The organism is Clostridium gallinarum, assembly GCF_014836325.1.
Taxonomy (GTDB): Bacteria; Bacillota; Clostridia; order Clostridiales; family Clostridiaceae; genus Clostridium; species Clostridium gallinarum.
This window is the reverse complement of the sequence record NZ_JACSQZ010000018.1, coordinates 1-19029: the sequence shown is the minus strand read 5'-3', so window position 1 is coordinate 19029 and position 19029 is coordinate 1. Positions and strand designations below refer to the sequence as shown.

Genomic DNA, 19029 nt, shown 5'->3' with positions numbered 1-19029 from the left:
ATTAAATGAATAATTTTAATAAAATAGAAAATGATAAAGAAATAATTGAGATATATAATAAAATATCTGAATTTGAGGATTTAGATAAAGGATGGGCACATCATAACCTAGCGCATGTTAAGAATGTTGCGAAATTAGTTGAATCTTTGTTAAAGCAATTAGGTTATGAAGATAGTTTTATAGAAGAAGCAAAGATAGCTGCAATTTTACATGATACTGGAGCAATTGAAGGTAAGAAGAATCATGCAAATAGAAGTTATAATTTTGCTAAGAAGTATATTTCAGATAATAATATTATATTAGAAAATGAAGATTTAGTCTTAGAGGCAATAAAGATTCATAGTGATGGATTTGATAGTGATAATATTATTGCATTAACATTAATTTTAAGTGATAAATTAGATATAAAATACACTAGAGTAGCAAAAGAAGGATATAATGTAAAGGGAATGAGAGAGTTACAATATATTAAAGATATATTAGTAGAGATTAATAATAAAAATTTAAAAATACAATTTATTTGTGATGAGAAGATTAATAAAAGCGAATTAGAAGACTTCTATTTCATTAAAAAAGTATTTAAAGCTATAATAGCTTTTTCTAGTAAGATGAAGTTAAATACACAAGTATTATTTAATGATGATGAATGGAACTTATTTTTATAAATCTTTTATATTAAAGGCGATCTAGTAATCCTTTTAACATAGAAGCGTGTCTTGCTTCATCTCTAGCTGCATGATCTATAAATGTATATAATTCTTCAATATTAGCAGCCTTAGCTTTAGCAGCTAATTCAGCCTTTAATCTATTAGATCCAAGCTCACCATTAATCATTTTTGTAATATTAGTTTTTGTACAATCAGAAATTTTACCTGTTAATTCAGCATATTGTGCTGCATGTTCTGCTTCTTCCCATGATATTACCTTTAATACTTCAGCAACTTCAGGATATCCAGCACGTTGAGCTACTCTAGCCATAGCAAGGTAAAGTCCCACTTCAGCAGTTTCACCATTGAACTGTCCATCTAAACTACTTTTTAATTCTTCATTATTTTTTGCAATACCTAATTCATTTACTAAAGAAAAATTTAAATCATTCATAAAATATCCTCCTAAAAAGTTTGCTCTTAAAGTAGTGTAACCAATAATAAAAGATAAATTGATAAAATAATTTTAAATTTAATAACTTGTAATATTTAGCCATAAATATTATAATTATCAAAAAGAATATTATAGTATTCGTATATGCTTGAAAATAAGGTTCAAGTGTCTCTACTAGGAAACCGTAAATATCCTAACTACGAAGAAAAGTATTGCCATGATGTTTTTCTTGGCTTTATTGCTAAACAAGCAGGACAAGCGGTTAGAATACTATATTACTAAGTAGTAAAGGAGAAAGCACATGGAATTATTAAAAGATATGATAATGAACAATGGAAAAGTTAGAGAAGGAAATATTTTAAAGGTTGATTCTTTTTTAAATCATCAAATGGATGTTAAATTTTTAAATGAAGTAGGAAAAGAATTTAGAAGAAGATTTGAAGGCGAAAAAATAGATAAGATACTAACAATAGAAGCTTCAGGTATTGGAATAGCTGCTGTTGCTTCACAATATTTTGATTATGTACCAGTTGTTTTTGCAAAAAAGACAGAGAGCTTAAATTTAGATAAAGAAGTATATGAAGCAGATGTTCATTCATTTACTAAGAATAAAACATATAAAGTTAGAGTTGGTAAACAATTTTTAAATGAAGGTGAAAATATATTAGTAATAGATGATTTCTTAGCTAAGGGTTGTGCAACTAAAGGATTAATTGATATATTAAATCAAGCAAAGGCTAATTTAGTTGGAATTGGAATAGTAATAGAAAAGGGCTTCCAAGAAGGAAGAAGTATTCTTGAAGAAATGGGAGTTAGAGTTGAATCTTTAGCAATTATAGAAAAGTTTGAAGATGGAAAAGCTGTAATAAAGTAAAAAGTATACATAGAAAAAAGGAATTCAGTAAGATGCTGAATTCCTTTTTTAATTAATAATTCCGAGGAATGAGGAATTATTACCTTCAGTGTGTAAAATACATAAACATTGTATGACAGTGACTTGAAGCGTATGGGACGGAACAAGGAATATAATGATTATCTATTTAGGTAATATTCCATAACATTTTTAACTTTAGGGATAGTAACGTGACTACCGCCCCTTCCTTTTACATCTTCAATTATCATAGCAATTGATATTTTAGAAGAGTCTGGATCAACAGAAGCAAACCATCCATTTTCAGTTCCATTTGTATCATCTTGAGATGCTTTTATTTCAGCGGAACCAGATTTTCCAGCAACTCTATGTCCAGGAACAGCCCCATCTGCAAGAGTCGCTCCAGCATCATTAATTAAAGCAGTAAATGTATCAATTAAAATTGGTAAATTATCTTTTGATATTAAGTTTTCTTTCCATACAGATGCAGTAGAATTTTCACTAACAACTAAGCGAGGTTGCATTATATTACCTTGATTTGCTAATGTACTATAAAATAAAGCTACATGAAGTGGAGTAACCATAATTTCTCCTTGTCCATATCCTGTATCTGCAAGTAAAATGTCTCTATTTAATTCTCCATCATTTGAAATTTGAGTAGTTTCCATAGGATATTCAAATTTTAATTCTTCACCTATACCAAAGCTTTTTAAACCGTTAATAAGTTTTTCACTTCCAAGGTCTAAAGCAACTTGAGCATAATAAATATTGTCTGAGTAATTGGCAGCATCTTTTAAAGTTACAGATTTACCAGGATCGATAACTCTAGTTATTTTATAATCTCCCCATGTACTATCTTTTTGCCAAGCTAAACCTTCAATATCTTTAGCCTCATTTGGATCTATAACACCATTTTCAAGTCCTATAACAGATGTTAAGAATTTTAAAGTAGATCCAGGAGAATAAGTTTTGTTAAATCTATTTATTTCATCTGTATGATTATTTTCCTCCCATTTAGCTTGTTGAGTTTTACTTATATAAGTAGTAAATGTGTTTGAATCATATGAAGGAGCACTTACCATTGCAAGAACTTCACCAGTTTTAGGGTTAATAGCTGTAGCAGCTCCTTTTTCTCCGTTCATTTCGATATAAATCTTTTTTTGTAAATCTGAATCTATAGATAAAGTTATATCACTACCATCTTTAACTTCTTTACTAGCTATAGTTATCTTTTCCATTCCACGTTCTAGATATATTTCAGCAGCATCCTCACCTCTTAAAGTATCTTCATATACTTGTTCTAAGCCAGCTTTTCCTATAAGGCTAGTATCGTTATATCCTTTATCTTTAAAGGTTTCTAATTCTTCAGCAGTAATATTACCTATATATCCTATTAATCTTCCAAAAGCTTCTCCACCAGTATATATTCTTCCCATTTTAGATTTTATTAAAATTCCGTCTGAATCTCTATTTTTAAGTGAATCTAACTTTGGATCAGTATTTAAAATATCTACTAAGGGAATGAAATGTTCAGGATTTGTATTAGCATTAAGTTTAGAAGTAATATTATCTTCACTTATATCTAAAACATTAGCAATTTCAGTGATTTTAGCTTCTATATTAGACTCATTAAAATTAGCAGGATAAATACCAACTGTACTTATTTCACCATCACTAGCTAATACTTGTCCATCTTTATCTAAAATACTTCCTCTTTTAGCTTGAGTTGTTGTAACTCTAACCTTATCATCCTTAATCATATTAGGGAAAATTAAGCTTTCATCCCATTTTATCTTATAATCCTTATCTTCTTTAATTAATGATAATTTATAATCTGTAAGATTAAGGTCACCAGTAATTGAATTCATATTAAGAGTAAATGGTATAGTTATAGTATCATCTTCTTTAACTTTTTCACCATTAACCTCAAAGGAAAGATTATTAGCGTTTATTGCAGAAAATATATTTGTATATCTAGATATAAAATCTTCTTCTGATATATATTCTTTAGATTCATTAGTTAGCATGGAGTACATACCAGAATAATCGCCAGTAGCCCATTTTTCAATAAAAGTATTAAAAGTTTTTTCAACTTTATTCATACTTGAGCAGCCTTTAGATATAAGCATGAATGTTAAGGGTAAAACTAATAATAGAGTTAGCTTCAAGTATTTTTTTAATTTCATAAATTTACATCATCTCCTTAAATAAATATTTAATATTTTAAATTATACCATTAATATAGATATTTTACATAATTTTCTAAAATAAAAAAGTGTTAAAGTATCATATCCAGGTTCCGCCTTACAGCTCCAAGTCACCTTGCTATGATACTTTAACACTTCCAAACTGAAGGAAGGAAATTATAAAAGCCATATTTCTTACACTACGAATTTTACTACTCTAATAAAATTATCCATAACTTGTCCATAGATATAATTTTCTAAAATAAAAAAGCGCCGAAGCGCTTTATAAATAAATGGGGGATGGGACCTGTATAAACAGGTTTTGTATCTACATTAAATAGTATTTACAGTTTTAAGTTTTTTATACAAATAAAAATAAAAAATTTTCTAAGTATTTTAAATAATAATAATTATCCATTGAATAGATTTTCTAATAGTGGTATCATAAGTAAAAAGATGTTTATAAAGAGGTGGTTAAATGAGCATAAATTATAGAAATTTAACTTGTTCAACAGCAGATGCTCTAGTTATATATTTATTAGAAGATAATTTAGCAGTATCAAATGAAGAGTTAAACAAAAACATAAAATTTGCGGAAGAAAGAGAATTATTTAAAGGAAAGAACGGGGAAATATATAGATTCACAAGAGCTTTAGATAATACTATTCAAACAGTAGTTTTAGTTGGACTAGGAAAAGAAGAAAATCTAACTTTAGATAATGTTAGAGAAGCAACTGGAAAGGGAGTTAAGAAGGTTAAGGCTTTAGGTCTTAAAAACATATTCTTAAGAGTTCCTCATACAGAAAAAATAAATCTTGAAGAGTTAATTAAGACTATGGCAACATCAGCAGAATTAGCTAGTTATACATTCAATAAGTATAAGACTTCTGAAATGGAAGAAAAGGAATTAAATATTTCAATTTCTAGATGTGGAATAAAAGAAGCTACAAAGGAAATAGAAGAAGCTATAAATGAAGGTGTTGAAGTAGCTAAGGGAATAATTATAGCAAGAAACTTAGTTAATGAGCCATCAAATGTTATTTATCCAGAAACTTTAGCAGAAGAAGCGATTAAAGTGGGGAAAGAAAGTGGATTTGAAGTAGAAGTTCATGGTGTTGATAAAATAAAAGCTTTAAAAATGGAAGCATTTTATAATGTTGCAAAGGGATCTTCAAAAGAACCTAAGCTTATAGTTATGAGATACTTTGGGGACAAGGATAACAAAGATAATGTTCTTGGACTAGTAGGTAAGGGATTAACTTATGATTCAGGTGGATATTCAATTAAACCAACTGACAGTATGTTAGATATGAAATCAGATATGGGTGGAGCAGCTTCAGTTATAGGAGCAATGTCTATAATTGCTAAAAGAGGATTAAAGCTTAATGTAATTGCAGTTGTTGCAGCTTGTGAAAACTTAATTTCTGGAGAAGCATATAAGCCAGGTGAAGTAATAGGAACTATGGCGGGTAAAACTATAGAAGTTGTTAATACAGATGCTGAAGGTAGATTAACTTTAGTAGATGCTGTTCACTATATTATAACAGAAGAAAAAGTTAATGAAGTTATAGATTTAGCAACATTAACAGGAGCAGCATTAGTTGCACTAGGTGAAACAACTACAGCAGTAGTTACAAATAATCAAAACTTCTTTGAAGAATTAAAATCAGCTTCAGAATATACTGGAGATAAGATGTGGCAATTACCTGCTTTTGATGATTATAAAAAGTTAATTAAATCTGATATAGCAGATTTAAAGAATAGTGGTGGAAGATTTGCAGGAACAATAACTGCTGGATTATTCATAGAAGCTTTCGTTCAAGATAAACCATGGTTACACTTAGACATAGCTGGAACAGCTTGGACTTCTAAAAATAGCGATTTAGGAGTTAAGGGTGGAACAGGAGCTCCAGTTCACACACTATATGAACTAGCAAAGAGAAGAAGCAAATAATAATGTAAAATGAATAACTAATAATGTGGAATTAAGGTGAAAACTACTTTGAGTAGTTTGGAGAATTATAGGTTTTTAATAAGGAGTTATAGCTAACGAATTTTTATTCGTTATGCAATAACTCCTTTTATAATTTATCAGGAATTTCATTAAAAAAGTTATATATACATTTATTAATTCCACCATATAAGTTAGATTTACTATCTAATTTGTTTGGAAGAATGGTAATTGATTTTGAAAATATGGTATCTATTTTATTATTAATTAATTTTAAGTAATCAGGCATATAATTAGTTATTTCACTATGAATAAATATATTATCAGCTGCAAATAAATTAAATATATTTGATATTCCTATTGACATAAATTCTATATTTTTTGTTAATGAGTCAATAGCATTTTTATTATTAGAATTGTATAAATCGCAAAGTTCTTTTATTGTACGAATTTTTAAATCGGATTTACTATTAAAATCATCTAATAAAGCAGGAATTGAACAGTATTGTTCAAAGCACCCTTTATTTCCACAGGGACAATCTTTTCCGTTTGGAATAAGTACTATATGCCCTATTTCCCCTGCTCTTCCTTCAAAACCAGTATATAATTTACCATTAATTATTATACCAGATCCTATACCAGAATGAATATTTATAACTACTGCATTATTTAGTGGATTTATTGAATTTTCAAATTCTCCAATAGCTGCTAGGTTAGATTCGTTTTCTAAATAAAAATTAACATCTAGAATAAATGAAGATAATTGTTTTATTAAGTCTATTTCATCTAGGTCATAATAGGGAGTAAATTGGATTTTATTATTAAAAACTCTACCATGAACTGCTAATGTAGCACCTATTAATCCATATTCATAGTCTTTAAAGATACTTTCTAGTGAAGTTATTACTTTTACAATAATTTCAACCACATTATTTTTGTTGATTATTTCTTCATAGTAATCATAAAATAATACATTTTTATTTAAATCAGTAAGTAAAAAACTAACATAATCAATACCTAAATCAATACCTAAACTACAACCGGCTTTTTCATTAATTTTAAGTAAAATAGGCTTTCTTCCACCGCTAGTTCCACTTACTCCGGTACCAATTTCACTAACTAAATTTTTTTCTATTAAAAGAGCTATTATTTCAGAGACGCTAGCTTTATTAAGATTTATTAGTTTAGAAATATCTATTCTAGAAATATTAGGTTTCTTAAAAAGAAGAGTTAATATTTGAACTATATTAAATTTTCTTATATTAAATTTGTTATTATCCATTTTAAACTCCTTGTTTATGTATTATTAGAATAATATATCATAGCATAGAAAAAAGTTCAAAAAATAAAATAAAATTTAGAATAAAAATGAGTTTTTAAAATTTTTAAAAAATTTCAAATGTAAACATTGACATTGGAAAAAGTAGGGTGTATTATTGAGTTAGATAGGAAAACTAACTAATTAAAAGAGGTGTATATATGGAATACTTTAGTAACATACAAAAAATAAAATATGAGGGACCAAACAGTAATAATATGTTTGCCTTCCATCATTACAATCCAGAAGAAATAGTAATGGGAAAACCTATGAAGGAACATCTTAAATTTGCAGTTGCTTATTGGCATACATTTAATCAAGATGGATCAGATCCTTTTGGAAAGGCAACAAATATTAGAAATTGGAATACAGAAGATCCTATGAAAACTGCTATGAATAAGGTAGATGCAGCTTTTGAGTTTTTTGAAAAATTAGGTGTTGAATATTTTTGTTTCCATGATATGGATATAGCTCCTTTTGGAAATAGCTTAGAAGAATTTTTCAGCAATTTAGATGTTGTAACTGATTATATTAAAGAAAAGATGGACAAGACAGGAATTAAGCTTTTATGGAATACAGCAGATAGACATTCTAATCCAATATATGTTAACGGAGCAGCTTCAAGCCCTAACTTAGATGTTTATGCAATTTCAGCAGCTCAAGTTAAAAAAGGAATAGATATAAGTAAAAAACTTGGTGGTAAGAACTTTGTATTTTGGGGTGGAAGAGAAGGTTATGAAAGTTTCTTAAATACAGATATTAAGTTTGAAGAAGAAAATATAGCAAGACTATATAAAATGGCAGTAGCTTATACTAAGAAGATTAATCATAAATTAACTTTCTTAATAGAACCTAAGCCAAAAGAGCCAATGACACATCAATATGATTTTGACTCTGCAACAACATTAGCATTTCTTCAAAGATATGATTTAATGGAAGATTTTAAATTAAATATAGAAGCAAATCATGCAATGTTAGCTGGACATACTTTTGAACATGAGTTAAATATAGCAAGAAACTATAATGCGTTAGGTTCAATAGATGCAAACCAAGGAGATTCACTACTAGGATGGGATACTGATGAATTCCCAACTAATCTTTATGATACTACATTAGTTATGATAGAAATCTTAAAAAATGGTGGATTACATGATGGAGGTATAAACTTTGATGCTAAGGTTAGAAGAAGTTCTTTTGAACAAGAAGATCTGTTTATATCCCATATAGCAGGAATGGATACTTATGCAAGAGGATTAAAGGCAGCAGCAAGAATAATTGAAAGTGAATATTTAGATAACATCAAAAAGGAAAGATATTCATCTTATAAGAGCGATTTAGGAAATAATTTATTAAATAATGAAGCAGACTTAGAGTCACTAACTAGCTATGCATTATCAATAAAAGAAGTTAACAACCAATCATCACATATTGAATATGTAAAATCTAAGCTTAATGACTATATTTATTAAGGGGGGGGGATTTAATGTTCTACACTACCGATAATAAGCTTTTTCGCAAATATGATAATGAAATATTGTGTATAGAGCCATGGGGAAAAAATAGTTTTAGGGTTAGATCAACACCTTATGGAGATATTCCTCAATATGAAAATGCATTAACAGAAAAGGTCGAAAATACTAAAGCAAATATAAAAATATTTGAAGATTTAAATGAAGCAGAAATTATTAATGGAAACATCAAAGCATATGTAACTAATAGAAATAGAATAGTATTTAAAAATGCTAAGGATGAAATATTATTAGAAGAGTATATTAGAGAAAGAGCTGTTGCTAATGATATGGGTAACGAAGATGTTAGTGTAAAAAGTATTACTGGGTTTTCATGTACTTTAAAGCTAAGAGCTAGAGAGTTCATCCCTTCCTTAAATGGAGATTATAAGCTGACTCAAAGATTTGAGTCAGCTCCAAATGAAAAAATATTTGGAATGGGTCAATATCAACAATCATTCTTAGATTTAAAGTATTGTAAATTAGAATTGGCCCATAGAAATAGCCAGCTAACAGTTCCGTTTTATATATCAAACAAAAATTATGGATTCTTATGGAATAATCCTGGTATTGGAGAAGTAAATTTTGCAAAAAATATAACAGAATGGACTATGAAATCTACTGATTATTTAGATTACTGGATAACATCAGAAGATACTCCCAAAAAGATAATAGAAAACTATACAAGTGTTGTTGGTAGAGCCCCTGAAATGCCAGAAAATCTATTAGGATTATGGCAAAGTAAGATGAGATATCAAACACAAGAAGAAGTTTTAGAAGTAGCTAAAAAATATAAAGAGCTAGGTATTACACCATCAGTTTTAGTAATAGATTTCTTCCATTGGACAGAGCAAGGACATTATGATTTTGATAAGAGATATTGGCCGGATCCACAAAAGATGGTAGATGAGTTAAAAGAAATGGGTATAGAAACAATGATTTCTGTATGGCCAACAATATCACAAAATGCTAAGAATTATAATGAAGCTATTGAAAAGGGGTTATTAGTTAAAGTTAATAGGGGAGTAAGGATTACAATGCAGCAATTAAGTAACACTGTATTTATAGATCCAACTAACCCTGAAACAAGAGATTATGTTTGGGAAAGATTGAAGAAGAGTTACTATGATAATGGAATATCTATGTTCTGGCTTGATGTAGCTGAGCCTGGCTATGCATTATATGATTTTGATAACTATAGATATCACTTAGGAACTGACTTAAAAGTAGGTAACTTATATCCTAATGAGTTTTCTAAAATTGTATATGACGGATTAGTAAAAGAAAATAAAACTCCTGTAACATTAATTAGAGGTTGTTGGGCTGGAAGCCAAAAATATGGAACTTTAGTATGGTCTGGAGATATAGATTCTAGCTTTGGAGCATTTAGAAATCAAGTTAATACAGGATTAAATATGAGTATTGCAGGAAATCCATGGTGGACAACTGATATAGGAGGATTCCATGGTGGAAATATAAATGATCCAGAATTCAGAGAGTTAATGATAAGATGGTTCCAATATTCAACATTTTCTCCAATTCTTAGAATGCATGGAGATAGACAACCTCATAAAAAACCTCTTGGAAAAGATGGCGGAGGTCAATGTGAAAGTGGTGCAGATAACGAAATTTGGTCATATGGTGAGGAAGCTCAAAAGATATTTGTTAAGTATATAAATATAAGAGAAAAATTAAAGGGCTATATATCAGGGCTATTTAATGAAACTCATAAATCAGGAGAACCAATAATGAGACCTACATTCTTTGATTATCCGGAAGATGAAACAGCTTGGACAGTAGATAATCAATATATGTTTGGTTCAGAACTACTTGTAGCTCCAATTATGTACTATAGAGATAGACAAAGAAAGGTTTATTTACCAAATGGAAATAATTGGATTGATATTAATACAGAAAAGATATATGAAGGCGGTCAATTCATTACTATTGACGCACCATTAGATAATATTCCTGTATTTTGTAAGGAAGGATCATATATTAAAAATTTATTAGTATAGTAGGTGAGATAAAAATGTATAAAATAGTTTTAGCATCACATGGAAATTTCGCTAATGGAATTTTAGATACAATTCATTTTTTCACAAAAGATACTGAAAATGTGTATCCAATAATATTAGATGAAAGTGGAATTGATAATTTTGAGAAAAAAGTAATTTCAGTATTCAATGATATTAAGGATTCTAATGTTCTTATATTAGTAGATTTATTTCATGGAACACCATTTAATGTTTGCACAAAAAATATAGGTCTAATAAAAGGAGAAGTTGATATATTAGCTGGAGCAAATGTACCAATTTTTCTAGATGCCTTATTAAATAGTTTAAGTATTTCAGTTTCGGAGGAAGTTGAGAATATTAAAAATATGAAAGTTGTAAATATTTTATCAGAAGAATTAAAAAATCAAACGAGTAACAATGAGGATGAATAAAAGGAGATGTGAGGATGGAAGTTCAAGCTTGGCAATTAATATTAATTGTTTTATATGGTTTTTTTATCAACTATGAAAAAAATAGTACTATGTTCGGTACATATCAACCTGTTACAGCAGGATTTATTGTTGGATTAATAATGGGTGATGTTAAGACGGGATTATTTATAGGTGGAACATTACAATTAATGTCCCTAGGTATAAGTAATTTTGGAGGGGCATCAATACCTGATTATCAAACAGCAAGTGTTGTTGCTACATTTATAACAGTTTCTACAGGACAAGATCCTAATGTTGGAATAACTATAGGTATCCCTGTTGCATTATTAATGGTTCAATTAGATGTATTAAGAAATACTATTGGTGTATGGCTAGCTCACAAAGCTGAAAGTTATGCAGATAAGAGACAATATAATGGTATTGCTAGAATGCAAATGCTAGGAGTAGCTTTAACTTGTGCCACTACAGGAGTTCCAATATTATTAGCAACTATATTTGGTCCAGATTTAGTAAATGCATTAATAAACAAAAGTCCAGAATGGTTATTAGGTGGACTTCAAGTAGCTGGGGGAATTTTACCAGCCGTTGGTATAGCTTTACTACTAAAAAATCTTCCTACAAAAGATTATTTTTCATATCTTTTAATAGGATTTGTAGTTACTACATATTTACAACTTCCCTTATTAGGAGTTGCACTTATAGCAGCAGCTATAGCATTAATTGAATTTAAGAGAGATAATGATAGAGAGGCTACAGTTATTTCTTCAGTAGGAGGTATGGATGAAGATGAGTAATAATGAACTTACACCAAAAAAAATACGTAGTAAAGTTTTATTAAGATGGATATTTACAAGCAGTGTATCATCTAACTATGAAAAAATGCAAGCTTTAGCTTATTGTTATGCAATATTGCCATTTTTAAAGTTTACATATAGAAATGATCCAGATGAATTACAAAATGCAGTTAAAAGACATTTACAATTCTTTAACACAAATCCATGGGTTGCGCCATATGTATTTGGTTTAAATATAGCTATTGAGGAGAAAGAAAAAAACAATGCTGCAGATGCAGTAAGCTCGATAAAGAGTGGTTTAATGGGACCTTTAGCAGGGTTAGGAGATAGCTTATGTGTTGTTATTCCTTGGACTATATTTGGAGCAATAGCTGCCAATATGGCTATAGAAGGAAATCCAGCAGGTATATTTTTGTGGATAGCTGTAAGTGTTGCTATAAAAATGCTTAGTTTCCCTTTATTTAAAGCAGGTTATTTTTCAGGAACTAAGTTAGTAAATGTTTTAGAAAGTAAAATGAAATCAATTACTAAAGCAACTTCTATTTTAGGATTAATGGTTGTAGGCGGACTTATGTCTACAGTTATAAGAGCAACTGTAGGTTTCAGCTTTATTCAAGGTGAAATTGAAATGACTGGACAAAGTATATTAGATCAAATAATGCCAGGCTTAATTCCAGCGGCTATAGTTGGACTAATGTACTACTTATTAGGTAAAAAAGTTAAACCAACATATTTAATATTATTAGTAATAGTAATGTCAATAATTTTACACACACTAGGAGTACTTGTTTAGGAGGAATAATGAGATGAAAGGTATAATTCATATAAGAATAGATGATAGATTAATACACGGTCAAGTTGCTACAATGTGGACAAACAACTTAGGAGCAACAAGAATTATGGTTATTAATGATGAGGTAGCTAATAATGATTTACAAAAATCGGTATTAAGAATGGCAGCTCCATCAAATGTAAGCACATCAATTATAACTAGAGAAACAGCATTAAAAAATATTTCTTCAGGGAAATATGAAGGACAAAAAGTGTTTATAGTTGTAAAATCACCATTAGATTTACTTTATCTTGTGAAAAATGGATTAGATATTAAGAAGATTAATGTAGGAAACATGTCTTCTAAATCAAACACAGAAGTTATAAGACCATCTATAAGTGTTACACCAGAAGAGAAGGAAGCATTTAAAGAATTAATAGATAGAGGAGTAGAAATTACAGCAATAATGACTCCTACAGATCCATTAGTTTATTTAAAAGAATATCTTTAAGAGGTAAGGGAGGCAATAAAGTCTCCCTAATTTATTAATTAATTAGGAGGATATTTTATGGAATATGTAATAGGTTTAGATTTAGGAACAGGCTCTATAAAGGGAATAGCTTTAGATAAGAATGGAGAAGTAGTATTAAAACATTCAGAAAGTTATCCTTTATACAATAATAGGGATGGACATTCCGAGCAAGACCCAGAGGATTGGTATAATGCTTCAGTTAAAGTTTTAGAAAAGATAACTAATAATTTAGGTGGAGATGGATTAAGAGCTATAAGTATATCAGGTCAAATGCATAGCTTAGTGTTATTAGATAATGAAAAGAAACCTATAAGAAGAAGTATTCTATGGAACGATACAAGAACAACTAAGCAATGCCAATATATAATGAATAACTTTGGAGAAAGAGTTATTGAGATTACTGGAAATAAAAGTCTTGAAGGATTTACATTACCAAAGGTTTTATGGATAAAAGAAAATGAACCCGAAAATTGGGAAAAGACTAAAAAGTTCTGTTTGCCTAAAGATTATTTAGTATTTAAATATACAGGAAATATTTGCACAGATATTTCAGATGCAGCAGGAACACAAATGTTAGACATTAAGTCAGGAAAATGGTCTAAGGAAATAGCAGAATTATTGGATTTAGATTTAGATAAATATCCAAAGATATATAATTCAACTGATTGTGTTGGAGAATTAAATAATGAATTAAAAGAAAAATTAAATGCTAAGGGTAGTATTAAAATATTCCCAGCTGGTTCTGATAATCCTTGTTCAGCTTTAGGATCAGGAATAATAAATAAAAATAGAGATTTATTAAGCATAGGAACTTCAGGTGTATATTTAAAATATGAAGAAGAGTATAAGAATTATGGTGGAAAACTTCATATGTTTAATAATGTTTTACCAAATAGCTGTTATTCAATGGGGGTAACTCTTTCAGCTGGAGATTCTTTAAGTTGGTTTAGAAATACCTTTGCAAAGGATAAAGATTTTAATGAATTGTTAAGTGGTATTTCAAGGGTTAAAGAAGGGGCTAATGGGTTATTATTTGCTCCATATATAGTTGGAGAAAGAACTCCTTATTCAGACAGTAAAATAAGAGGAACATTTATAGGTATAGATAAGAGTCATGATTTAGATCATTTTGCAAGAGCAGTAATTGAAGGAATAACATTCTCATTAAAGGATTGCTTTAGTATTTATGAAGATGATAGTGATAGAGAAATAATTTCAGTAGGTGGAGGAGCTAAATCTAAGGAGTGGCTTCAAATCCAAGCTAATATATTTAATAAGAAGGTAATATCTTTAAAAATAGAAGAAGGTCCTTCTCTTGGAGCTGCAATTATAGCTTCAGTTTCTTTAAATTGGTTTGATTCTTTCGAAGATGCTATAAAAGTAATAGTAAAAGAAAAAGAATGTTATTATCCAAATGAAGAAGTAGTAGAAAATTATAATGAGATTTATGCACGTTATAGAAGAGTGTATGAAAGTATAAAGAATATATAATATAAAGCTGAGGGAACTCAGCTTTTTTTTATAACATTATATATTGATAAACGATAAAAATATATTGATAAATATTAGTATAAGTGCTAGTATTGGTATAAGGGGTGAGAATTATGAAAAATAATAAAATGAAAATTGTATTAATAACTTATGATTTGTTCCTAGCATTAGGTGCAATATACCAAGGGCTTAGAATGGTACTTGGGAGATATGGAGAGTATCCACCAGAATGGTTAGATAGGGTTCCTTTTACAAGCTGGATTACTCCAGGAATTATTGCAATAATTTTTTATGGATTAGGTAATTTATTGGCAGGAGTTTTTACTTTTATTAAGGGAAATAGAGGAATAGAAATTTCATTTATTATGGGAGTAATATTTTTAGTAAGTTTGCTAATATCAATAAGAGTATTAGGTGATATATATTTAGCGACAGGTGAATTTATTATTCTTAGCATTATTCAAATAGTATTATCAATAATAACATTTATAGTATATAGGTTTAGAGAAAATAGTTCAGTATAGAAATTTTAAATAAACACTTGATTATATTATAAGTAGACGAGTAAATTGATTTTTATAAATTTTAGTATTATAATATTTAAATAAGATATAAAGAATTTTTGGGAATGAAGTTCTCCCGTGAGAAATCTAAACCGTCAAGTAAGACTAATGACTTCTATGATTTTAATCGTAGAGCCATAGTCTTTTTTTATTAGAAAGGTGGATTAAGATGAGAAATTTTAAATTAATAATTTGTACTTTTATAGTTTCAATTATAATGGGAATTATATCAGCAATATTTTTAAAATCATTAGAATTGGTTACAACACTAAGAGACAGTTTTCCTTATTTAATTTTTTTAATTCCTATAGTTGGAGTATTAACAGCATATACATATTCAAAATATGGAAAAGTATCTAATAGAGGAAATAACTTAATTATTGAAAGCGTACAAAAGGAGGTTAAAGTTCCTTTTAGAATGGCTATATTAACATTTATTTTTACTGTTTTAACTCATTTATCTGGAGGATCAGCAGGGAGAGAAGGTACAGCAGTTCAAATAGGCGGAGCATTAACTAATAAAATAGGTGATATTTTTAAGTTAGAACATAAAGAAAAGAGAATTTTAGTTATGGCAGGAATAAGTTCTGCTTTTGGCTCAGTATTTGGAACTCCACTTGCCGGAACCTTTTTTGGTATGGAGGTATGTTTTATAGGAAACCTTAGTTATGAAGCAATGATATATTGTTTTATTGGATCTTATGCAGCTAATTTTGTTACAGAATCAATAGGTATAAATCATGTAGGGCATATAATAAAATCAGTGCCAAATATTTCTTTATATACATTATTAATAGTAATAATATCTTCTATTTTATTTGGAATTTTTGGAAGACTATTTGCAAAAGGTATTCATTTAGTTAAAGGCTTTTACGGTAAAAATATAAAAAATAATATAAATAGAGCAATAATATCATCAAGTGTAGTTTTATTAGTTATTATAATATTTAAGTTATATGAATTTGAGGGACTAAGTACATGGCTTATTGATAGTGGTTTTTCAGGTGATGTAAATATGTTAGATCCAATAAAAAAATTAATATTAACTGTATTAACTTTAGGAGCTGGATTTCAAGGTGGAGAAGTTACTCCTTTATTTGATATAGGAGCTTCTTTAGGTGGTGCTATAGGTAACTTAACAAATATAGAACCATCATTATTAGCTGCTATTGGAATGATATGCGTTTTTGGAAGTGCAACTAATACACCAATTACAACTATTATGTTAGGAATTAATTTGTTTGGATCAGAAGCTGTTCCTTATTATATAATTGGAGCTTTTATTAGTTACTATGTAATAGGTCATAATGGAATTTATGGAGCACAAATTATTAATACTCCTAAGTTAAAAAATTTAGAAAAGCATAAAGGGATATCTTTAGAAAATATAGATAGATAATGTATAAGGAAGTGTTATACACTTCCTTATACATTATTAAAATTCTGATTGTCCTGTAGTTCTTGGGAATGGAATTACGTCTCTGATATTTGACATACCTGTAATATACATAATAAGTCTTTCAAATCCTAATCCAAATCCAGCATGCTTAGTTTCTCCGTATTTTCTAAGCTCTAAATACCACCAGTAATCTTCTTCCTTAAGTCCCATTTCAGCCATTCTCTTAGTTAGAATATCAATTCTTTCTTCTCTTTGGCTTCCTCCTATAAGTTCTCCGATTCCTGGAACTAGAAGGTCAGTTGCAGCAACTGTCTTTCCATCATCATTTAATCTCATATAGAAGGCTTTAATATCTTTTGGATAATCAGTTACGAAAACTGGTTTCTTAAAGTGTTCTTCAGTAAGATATCTTTCATGTTCTGTTTGAAGGTCAATTCCCCATTCAACTGGATATTCAAATTTCTTATCAGCTTTCTTTAATATTTCAACTGCTTCAGTATAAGTTACCTTTCCAAAGTCAGATGAAACTACATGGTTTAATCTATCTAGGATTCCCTTATCAATAAATTGATTAAAGAATTGCATTTCTTCTGGACATTCAGCTAAAACATATTCTAAAACATATTTAAGCATATCTTCAGCTAATTCCATATCATCTTGTAAATCAGCAAAAGCAATTTCAGGTTCTATCATCCAGAATTCTGCTGCGTGTCTTGCTGTGTTTGAGTTTTCAGCTCTGAAAGTAGGTCCAAAAGTATAAACGTTTCTAAATGCTAAAGCGTAACATTCAGCATTTAATTGTCCGGATACTGTAAGGTTACTTTCTTTTCCGAAGAAATCTTCTTTAAAGTCAATTGCTCCTTCTTCAGTTTTTGGAACATTGTGTAGGTCTAAAGTAGTTACTCTAAACATTTCTCCGGCACCTTCACAGTCACTTCCAGTTATTAATGGAGTATGAGTATAAACAAATCCTCTTTCTTGGAAGAACTTGTGTATAGCATATGCAGCTACTGAACGTACTCTAAATACAGCTGAAAATGCGTTACTTCTTGGTCTTAAGTGAGCTATAGTTCTTAAATATTCAAAAGTGTGTCTTTTCTTTTGAAGAGGGTAGTCTGAGCTAGACATTCCTTCAATTATAACTTCCTTAGCTTGAATTTCAAAAGGTTGCTTAGCTTCTGGAGTAGCAACTAAAGTACCAACAACAGTAATTGATGAACTAATAGGTAATTTTGAAACTTCTTTAAAGTTTTCAATTGTATTATCAAAAACAACTTGCACATTCTTAAAGAAAGTACCATCATTTACTTCAATAAATCCAAAAGCATTAGATGCTCTTAATGTTCTTATCCAACCAGAAACTTTAACTTCTTTAGATAAGTATTCTTCTTGATTTCTGTAAAGAGACTTTACATAAACAACTTTACTCATTTTCTTTCCTCCTAATTAATTTTGTATAATAAAAAAACCTCTCATCCCTAAAAAAGGGACGAAAGGATAATTTCGCGGTACCACCCAAATTGCTATAAAAATAGCCACTCATCTGACACTAATTAATGTCATTCAAAGTATAACGGTTTGAATCCGTCTAAGTCTACTTAAGTGAAAATTATAGTCACTTGTTCGGTTAGAAACTCAGAGATGTTCTTCACTAAAGGCTTCGTATAAGGCTCACACCATTCCTTACTCGCTAAAACTACTTCCATAAAGCTACTCTTCTCGTCATAGTAATAATAATATATGCATTTTATTAAGATTTTACATCAATTTACTAACATTTGCAACTTTAATTCATAAGATAATTTAAGGAAATAAATTAGGGGGAATAAAATGAGCAATAAAGATTTCTTAGAAGAAAAATTTATAGAATTAAATAAACTAAAAAGCATGATATTAACATATCCAGAAGAATATAAAGAAAATTTAGTAGATGTTATGGAGAAGGTATGCGACCAAATAGATGAATACCTTAGAAAAAATATTTAGAAAGATATATAAGTATAATATGTAGAATAAATTATAATTTAAATAATCCTCTACAAAGTTAATATGAAAATATAGAGGATTATTTAAGTATCAATTAAATATAATAAG

General features: G+C 29.0%; 17 protein-coding genes, 2 riboswitches and 1 other annotated feature. Of the genes, 13 read left to right on the top strand and 4 right to left on the bottom strand.

Features of this window, described 5'->3' with window-relative positions:
- Positions 1-5: 5 nt before the first annotated feature.
- Complete coding sequence (locus H9660_RS06835; protein ID WP_191749621.1) at positions 6-665, top strand: HD domain-containing protein; 660 nt, start codon at positions 6-8, stop codon at positions 663-665.
- Between the two features lie 10 nt (positions 666-675).
- Here H9660_RS06835 and H9660_RS06830 read toward each other — a convergent pair whose 3' ends face one another.
- On the bottom strand, positions 676-1101 hold the full coding sequence (locus H9660_RS06830) for a ferritin-like domain-containing protein (protein ID WP_191749620.1): 426 nt from the start codon (positions 1099-1101) through the stop codon (positions 676-678).
- Positions 1102-1219: 118 nt separating this feature from the next.
- Positions 1220-1321, top strand: a riboswitch (purine riboswitch).
- Between the two features lie 81 nt (positions 1322-1402).
- Between H9660_RS06830 and H9660_RS06825 the strand changes: the two genes are divergently transcribed.
- A complete protein-coding gene (locus H9660_RS06825; protein WP_191749619.1) occupies positions 1403-1975 on the top strand; it encodes a xanthine phosphoribosyltransferase in 573 nt (190 codons plus the stop codon).
- Between the two features lie 158 nt (positions 1976-2133).
- Here H9660_RS06825 and H9660_RS06820 read toward each other — a convergent pair whose 3' ends face one another.
- Complete coding sequence (locus H9660_RS06820; protein ID WP_243190615.1) at positions 2134-4074, bottom strand: penicillin-binding transpeptidase domain-containing protein; 1941 nt, start codon at positions 4072-4074, stop codon at positions 2134-2136.
- A 562-nt stretch (positions 4075-4636) separates the two neighbouring features.
- Between H9660_RS06820 and H9660_RS06815 the strand changes: the two genes are divergently transcribed.
- Positions 4637-6112, top strand: coding sequence for a leucyl aminopeptidase (locus H9660_RS06815; protein WP_191749617.1), 1476 nt, complete (start codon positions 4637-4639; stop codon positions 6110-6112).
- Between the two features lie 127 nt (positions 6113-6239).
- On the opposite strand, the gene H9660_RS06810 is transcribed toward H9660_RS06815, so the two are convergent.
- The gene (locus H9660_RS06810) at positions 6240-7391 is read right to left on the bottom strand and encodes an ROK family protein (RefSeq protein WP_191749616.1); all 1152 of its coding nucleotides are present in this window, start codon (positions 7389-7391) and stop codon (positions 6240-6242) included.
- 197 nt (positions 7392-7588) lie between these two features.
- Between H9660_RS06810 and xylA the strand changes: the two genes are divergently transcribed.
- From xylA to H9660_RS06765, 9 genes are all read left to right on the top strand, one after another.
- A complete protein-coding gene (xylA, locus tag H9660_RS06805) occupies positions 7589-8896 on the top strand; it encodes a xylose isomerase (RefSeq protein WP_191749615.1) in 1308 nt (435 codons plus the stop codon).
- A gap of 14 nt (positions 8897-8910) precedes the next feature.
- Positions 8911-10953, top strand: coding sequence for a glycoside hydrolase family 31 protein (locus tag H9660_RS06800; RefSeq protein ID WP_191749614.1), 2043 nt, complete (start codon positions 8911-8913; stop codon positions 10951-10953).
- Between the two features lie 14 nt (positions 10954-10967).
- Positions 10968-11384, top strand: a complete 417-nt coding sequence (locus H9660_RS06795) for a PTS sugar transporter subunit IIA (protein WP_191749613.1) — start codon at positions 10968-10970, stop codon at positions 11382-11384.
- Positions 11385-11398: 14 nt separating this feature from the next.
- The gene (locus H9660_RS06790) at positions 11399-12178 is read left to right on the top strand and encodes a PTS mannose/fructose/sorbose/N-acetylgalactosamine transporter subunit IIC (RefSeq protein WP_191749612.1); all 780 of its coding nucleotides are present in this window, start codon (positions 11399-11401) and stop codon (positions 12176-12178) included.
- Entirely contained in the window at positions 12165-12971 is an 807-nt protein-coding gene (locus tag H9660_RS06785) for a PTS system mannose/fructose/sorbose family transporter subunit IID (protein WP_243190614.1), read from the top strand. Before H9660_RS06790 ends, H9660_RS06785 begins: the two co-directional genes overlap by 14 nt.
- Positions 12972-12984: 13 nt before the next feature.
- The gene (locus tag H9660_RS06780; RefSeq protein ID WP_066889660.1) at positions 12985-13461 is read left to right on the top strand and encodes a PTS sugar transporter subunit IIB; all 477 of its coding nucleotides are present in this window, start codon (positions 12985-12987) and stop codon (positions 13459-13461) included.
- A gap of 57 nt (positions 13462-13518) precedes the next feature.
- Complete coding sequence (xylB, locus tag H9660_RS06775) at positions 13519-14973, top strand: xylulokinase (protein ID WP_191749611.1); 1455 nt, start codon at positions 13519-13521, stop codon at positions 14971-14973.
- A gap of 113 nt (positions 14974-15086) precedes the next feature.
- Positions 15087-15497: a hypothetical protein gene (locus H9660_RS06770; protein ID WP_191749610.1), complete on the top strand. Its 411-nt coding sequence runs from the start codon at positions 15087-15089 to the stop codon at positions 15495-15497.
- A 91-nt stretch (positions 15498-15588) separates the two neighbouring features.
- Positions 15589-15661, top strand: a riboswitch (Fluoride riboswitch).
- A gap of 44 nt (positions 15662-15705) precedes the next feature.
- Positions 15706-16935, top strand: coding sequence for a chloride channel protein (locus tag H9660_RS06765; RefSeq protein WP_191749609.1), 1230 nt, complete (start codon positions 15706-15708; stop codon positions 16933-16935).
- A gap of 36 nt (positions 16936-16971) precedes the next feature.
- On the opposite strand, the gene asnS is transcribed toward H9660_RS06765, so the two are convergent.
- Entirely contained in the window at positions 16972-18366 is a 1395-nt protein-coding gene (gene asnS, locus H9660_RS06760) for an asparagine--tRNA ligase (protein ID WP_191749608.1), read from the bottom strand.
- Positions 18367-18417: 51 nt separating this feature from the next.
- Positions 18418-18670: a binding site (T-box leader), on the bottom strand.
- Between the two features lie 95 nt (positions 18671-18765).
- On the opposite strand from asnS, the gene H9660_RS06755 reads away from it, so the two are divergent.
- The gene (locus tag H9660_RS06755; protein WP_191749607.1) at positions 18766-18921 is read left to right on the top strand and encodes a hypothetical protein; all 156 of its coding nucleotides are present in this window, start codon (positions 18766-18768) and stop codon (positions 18919-18921) included.
- Positions 18922-19029 lie beyond the last annotated feature (108 nt).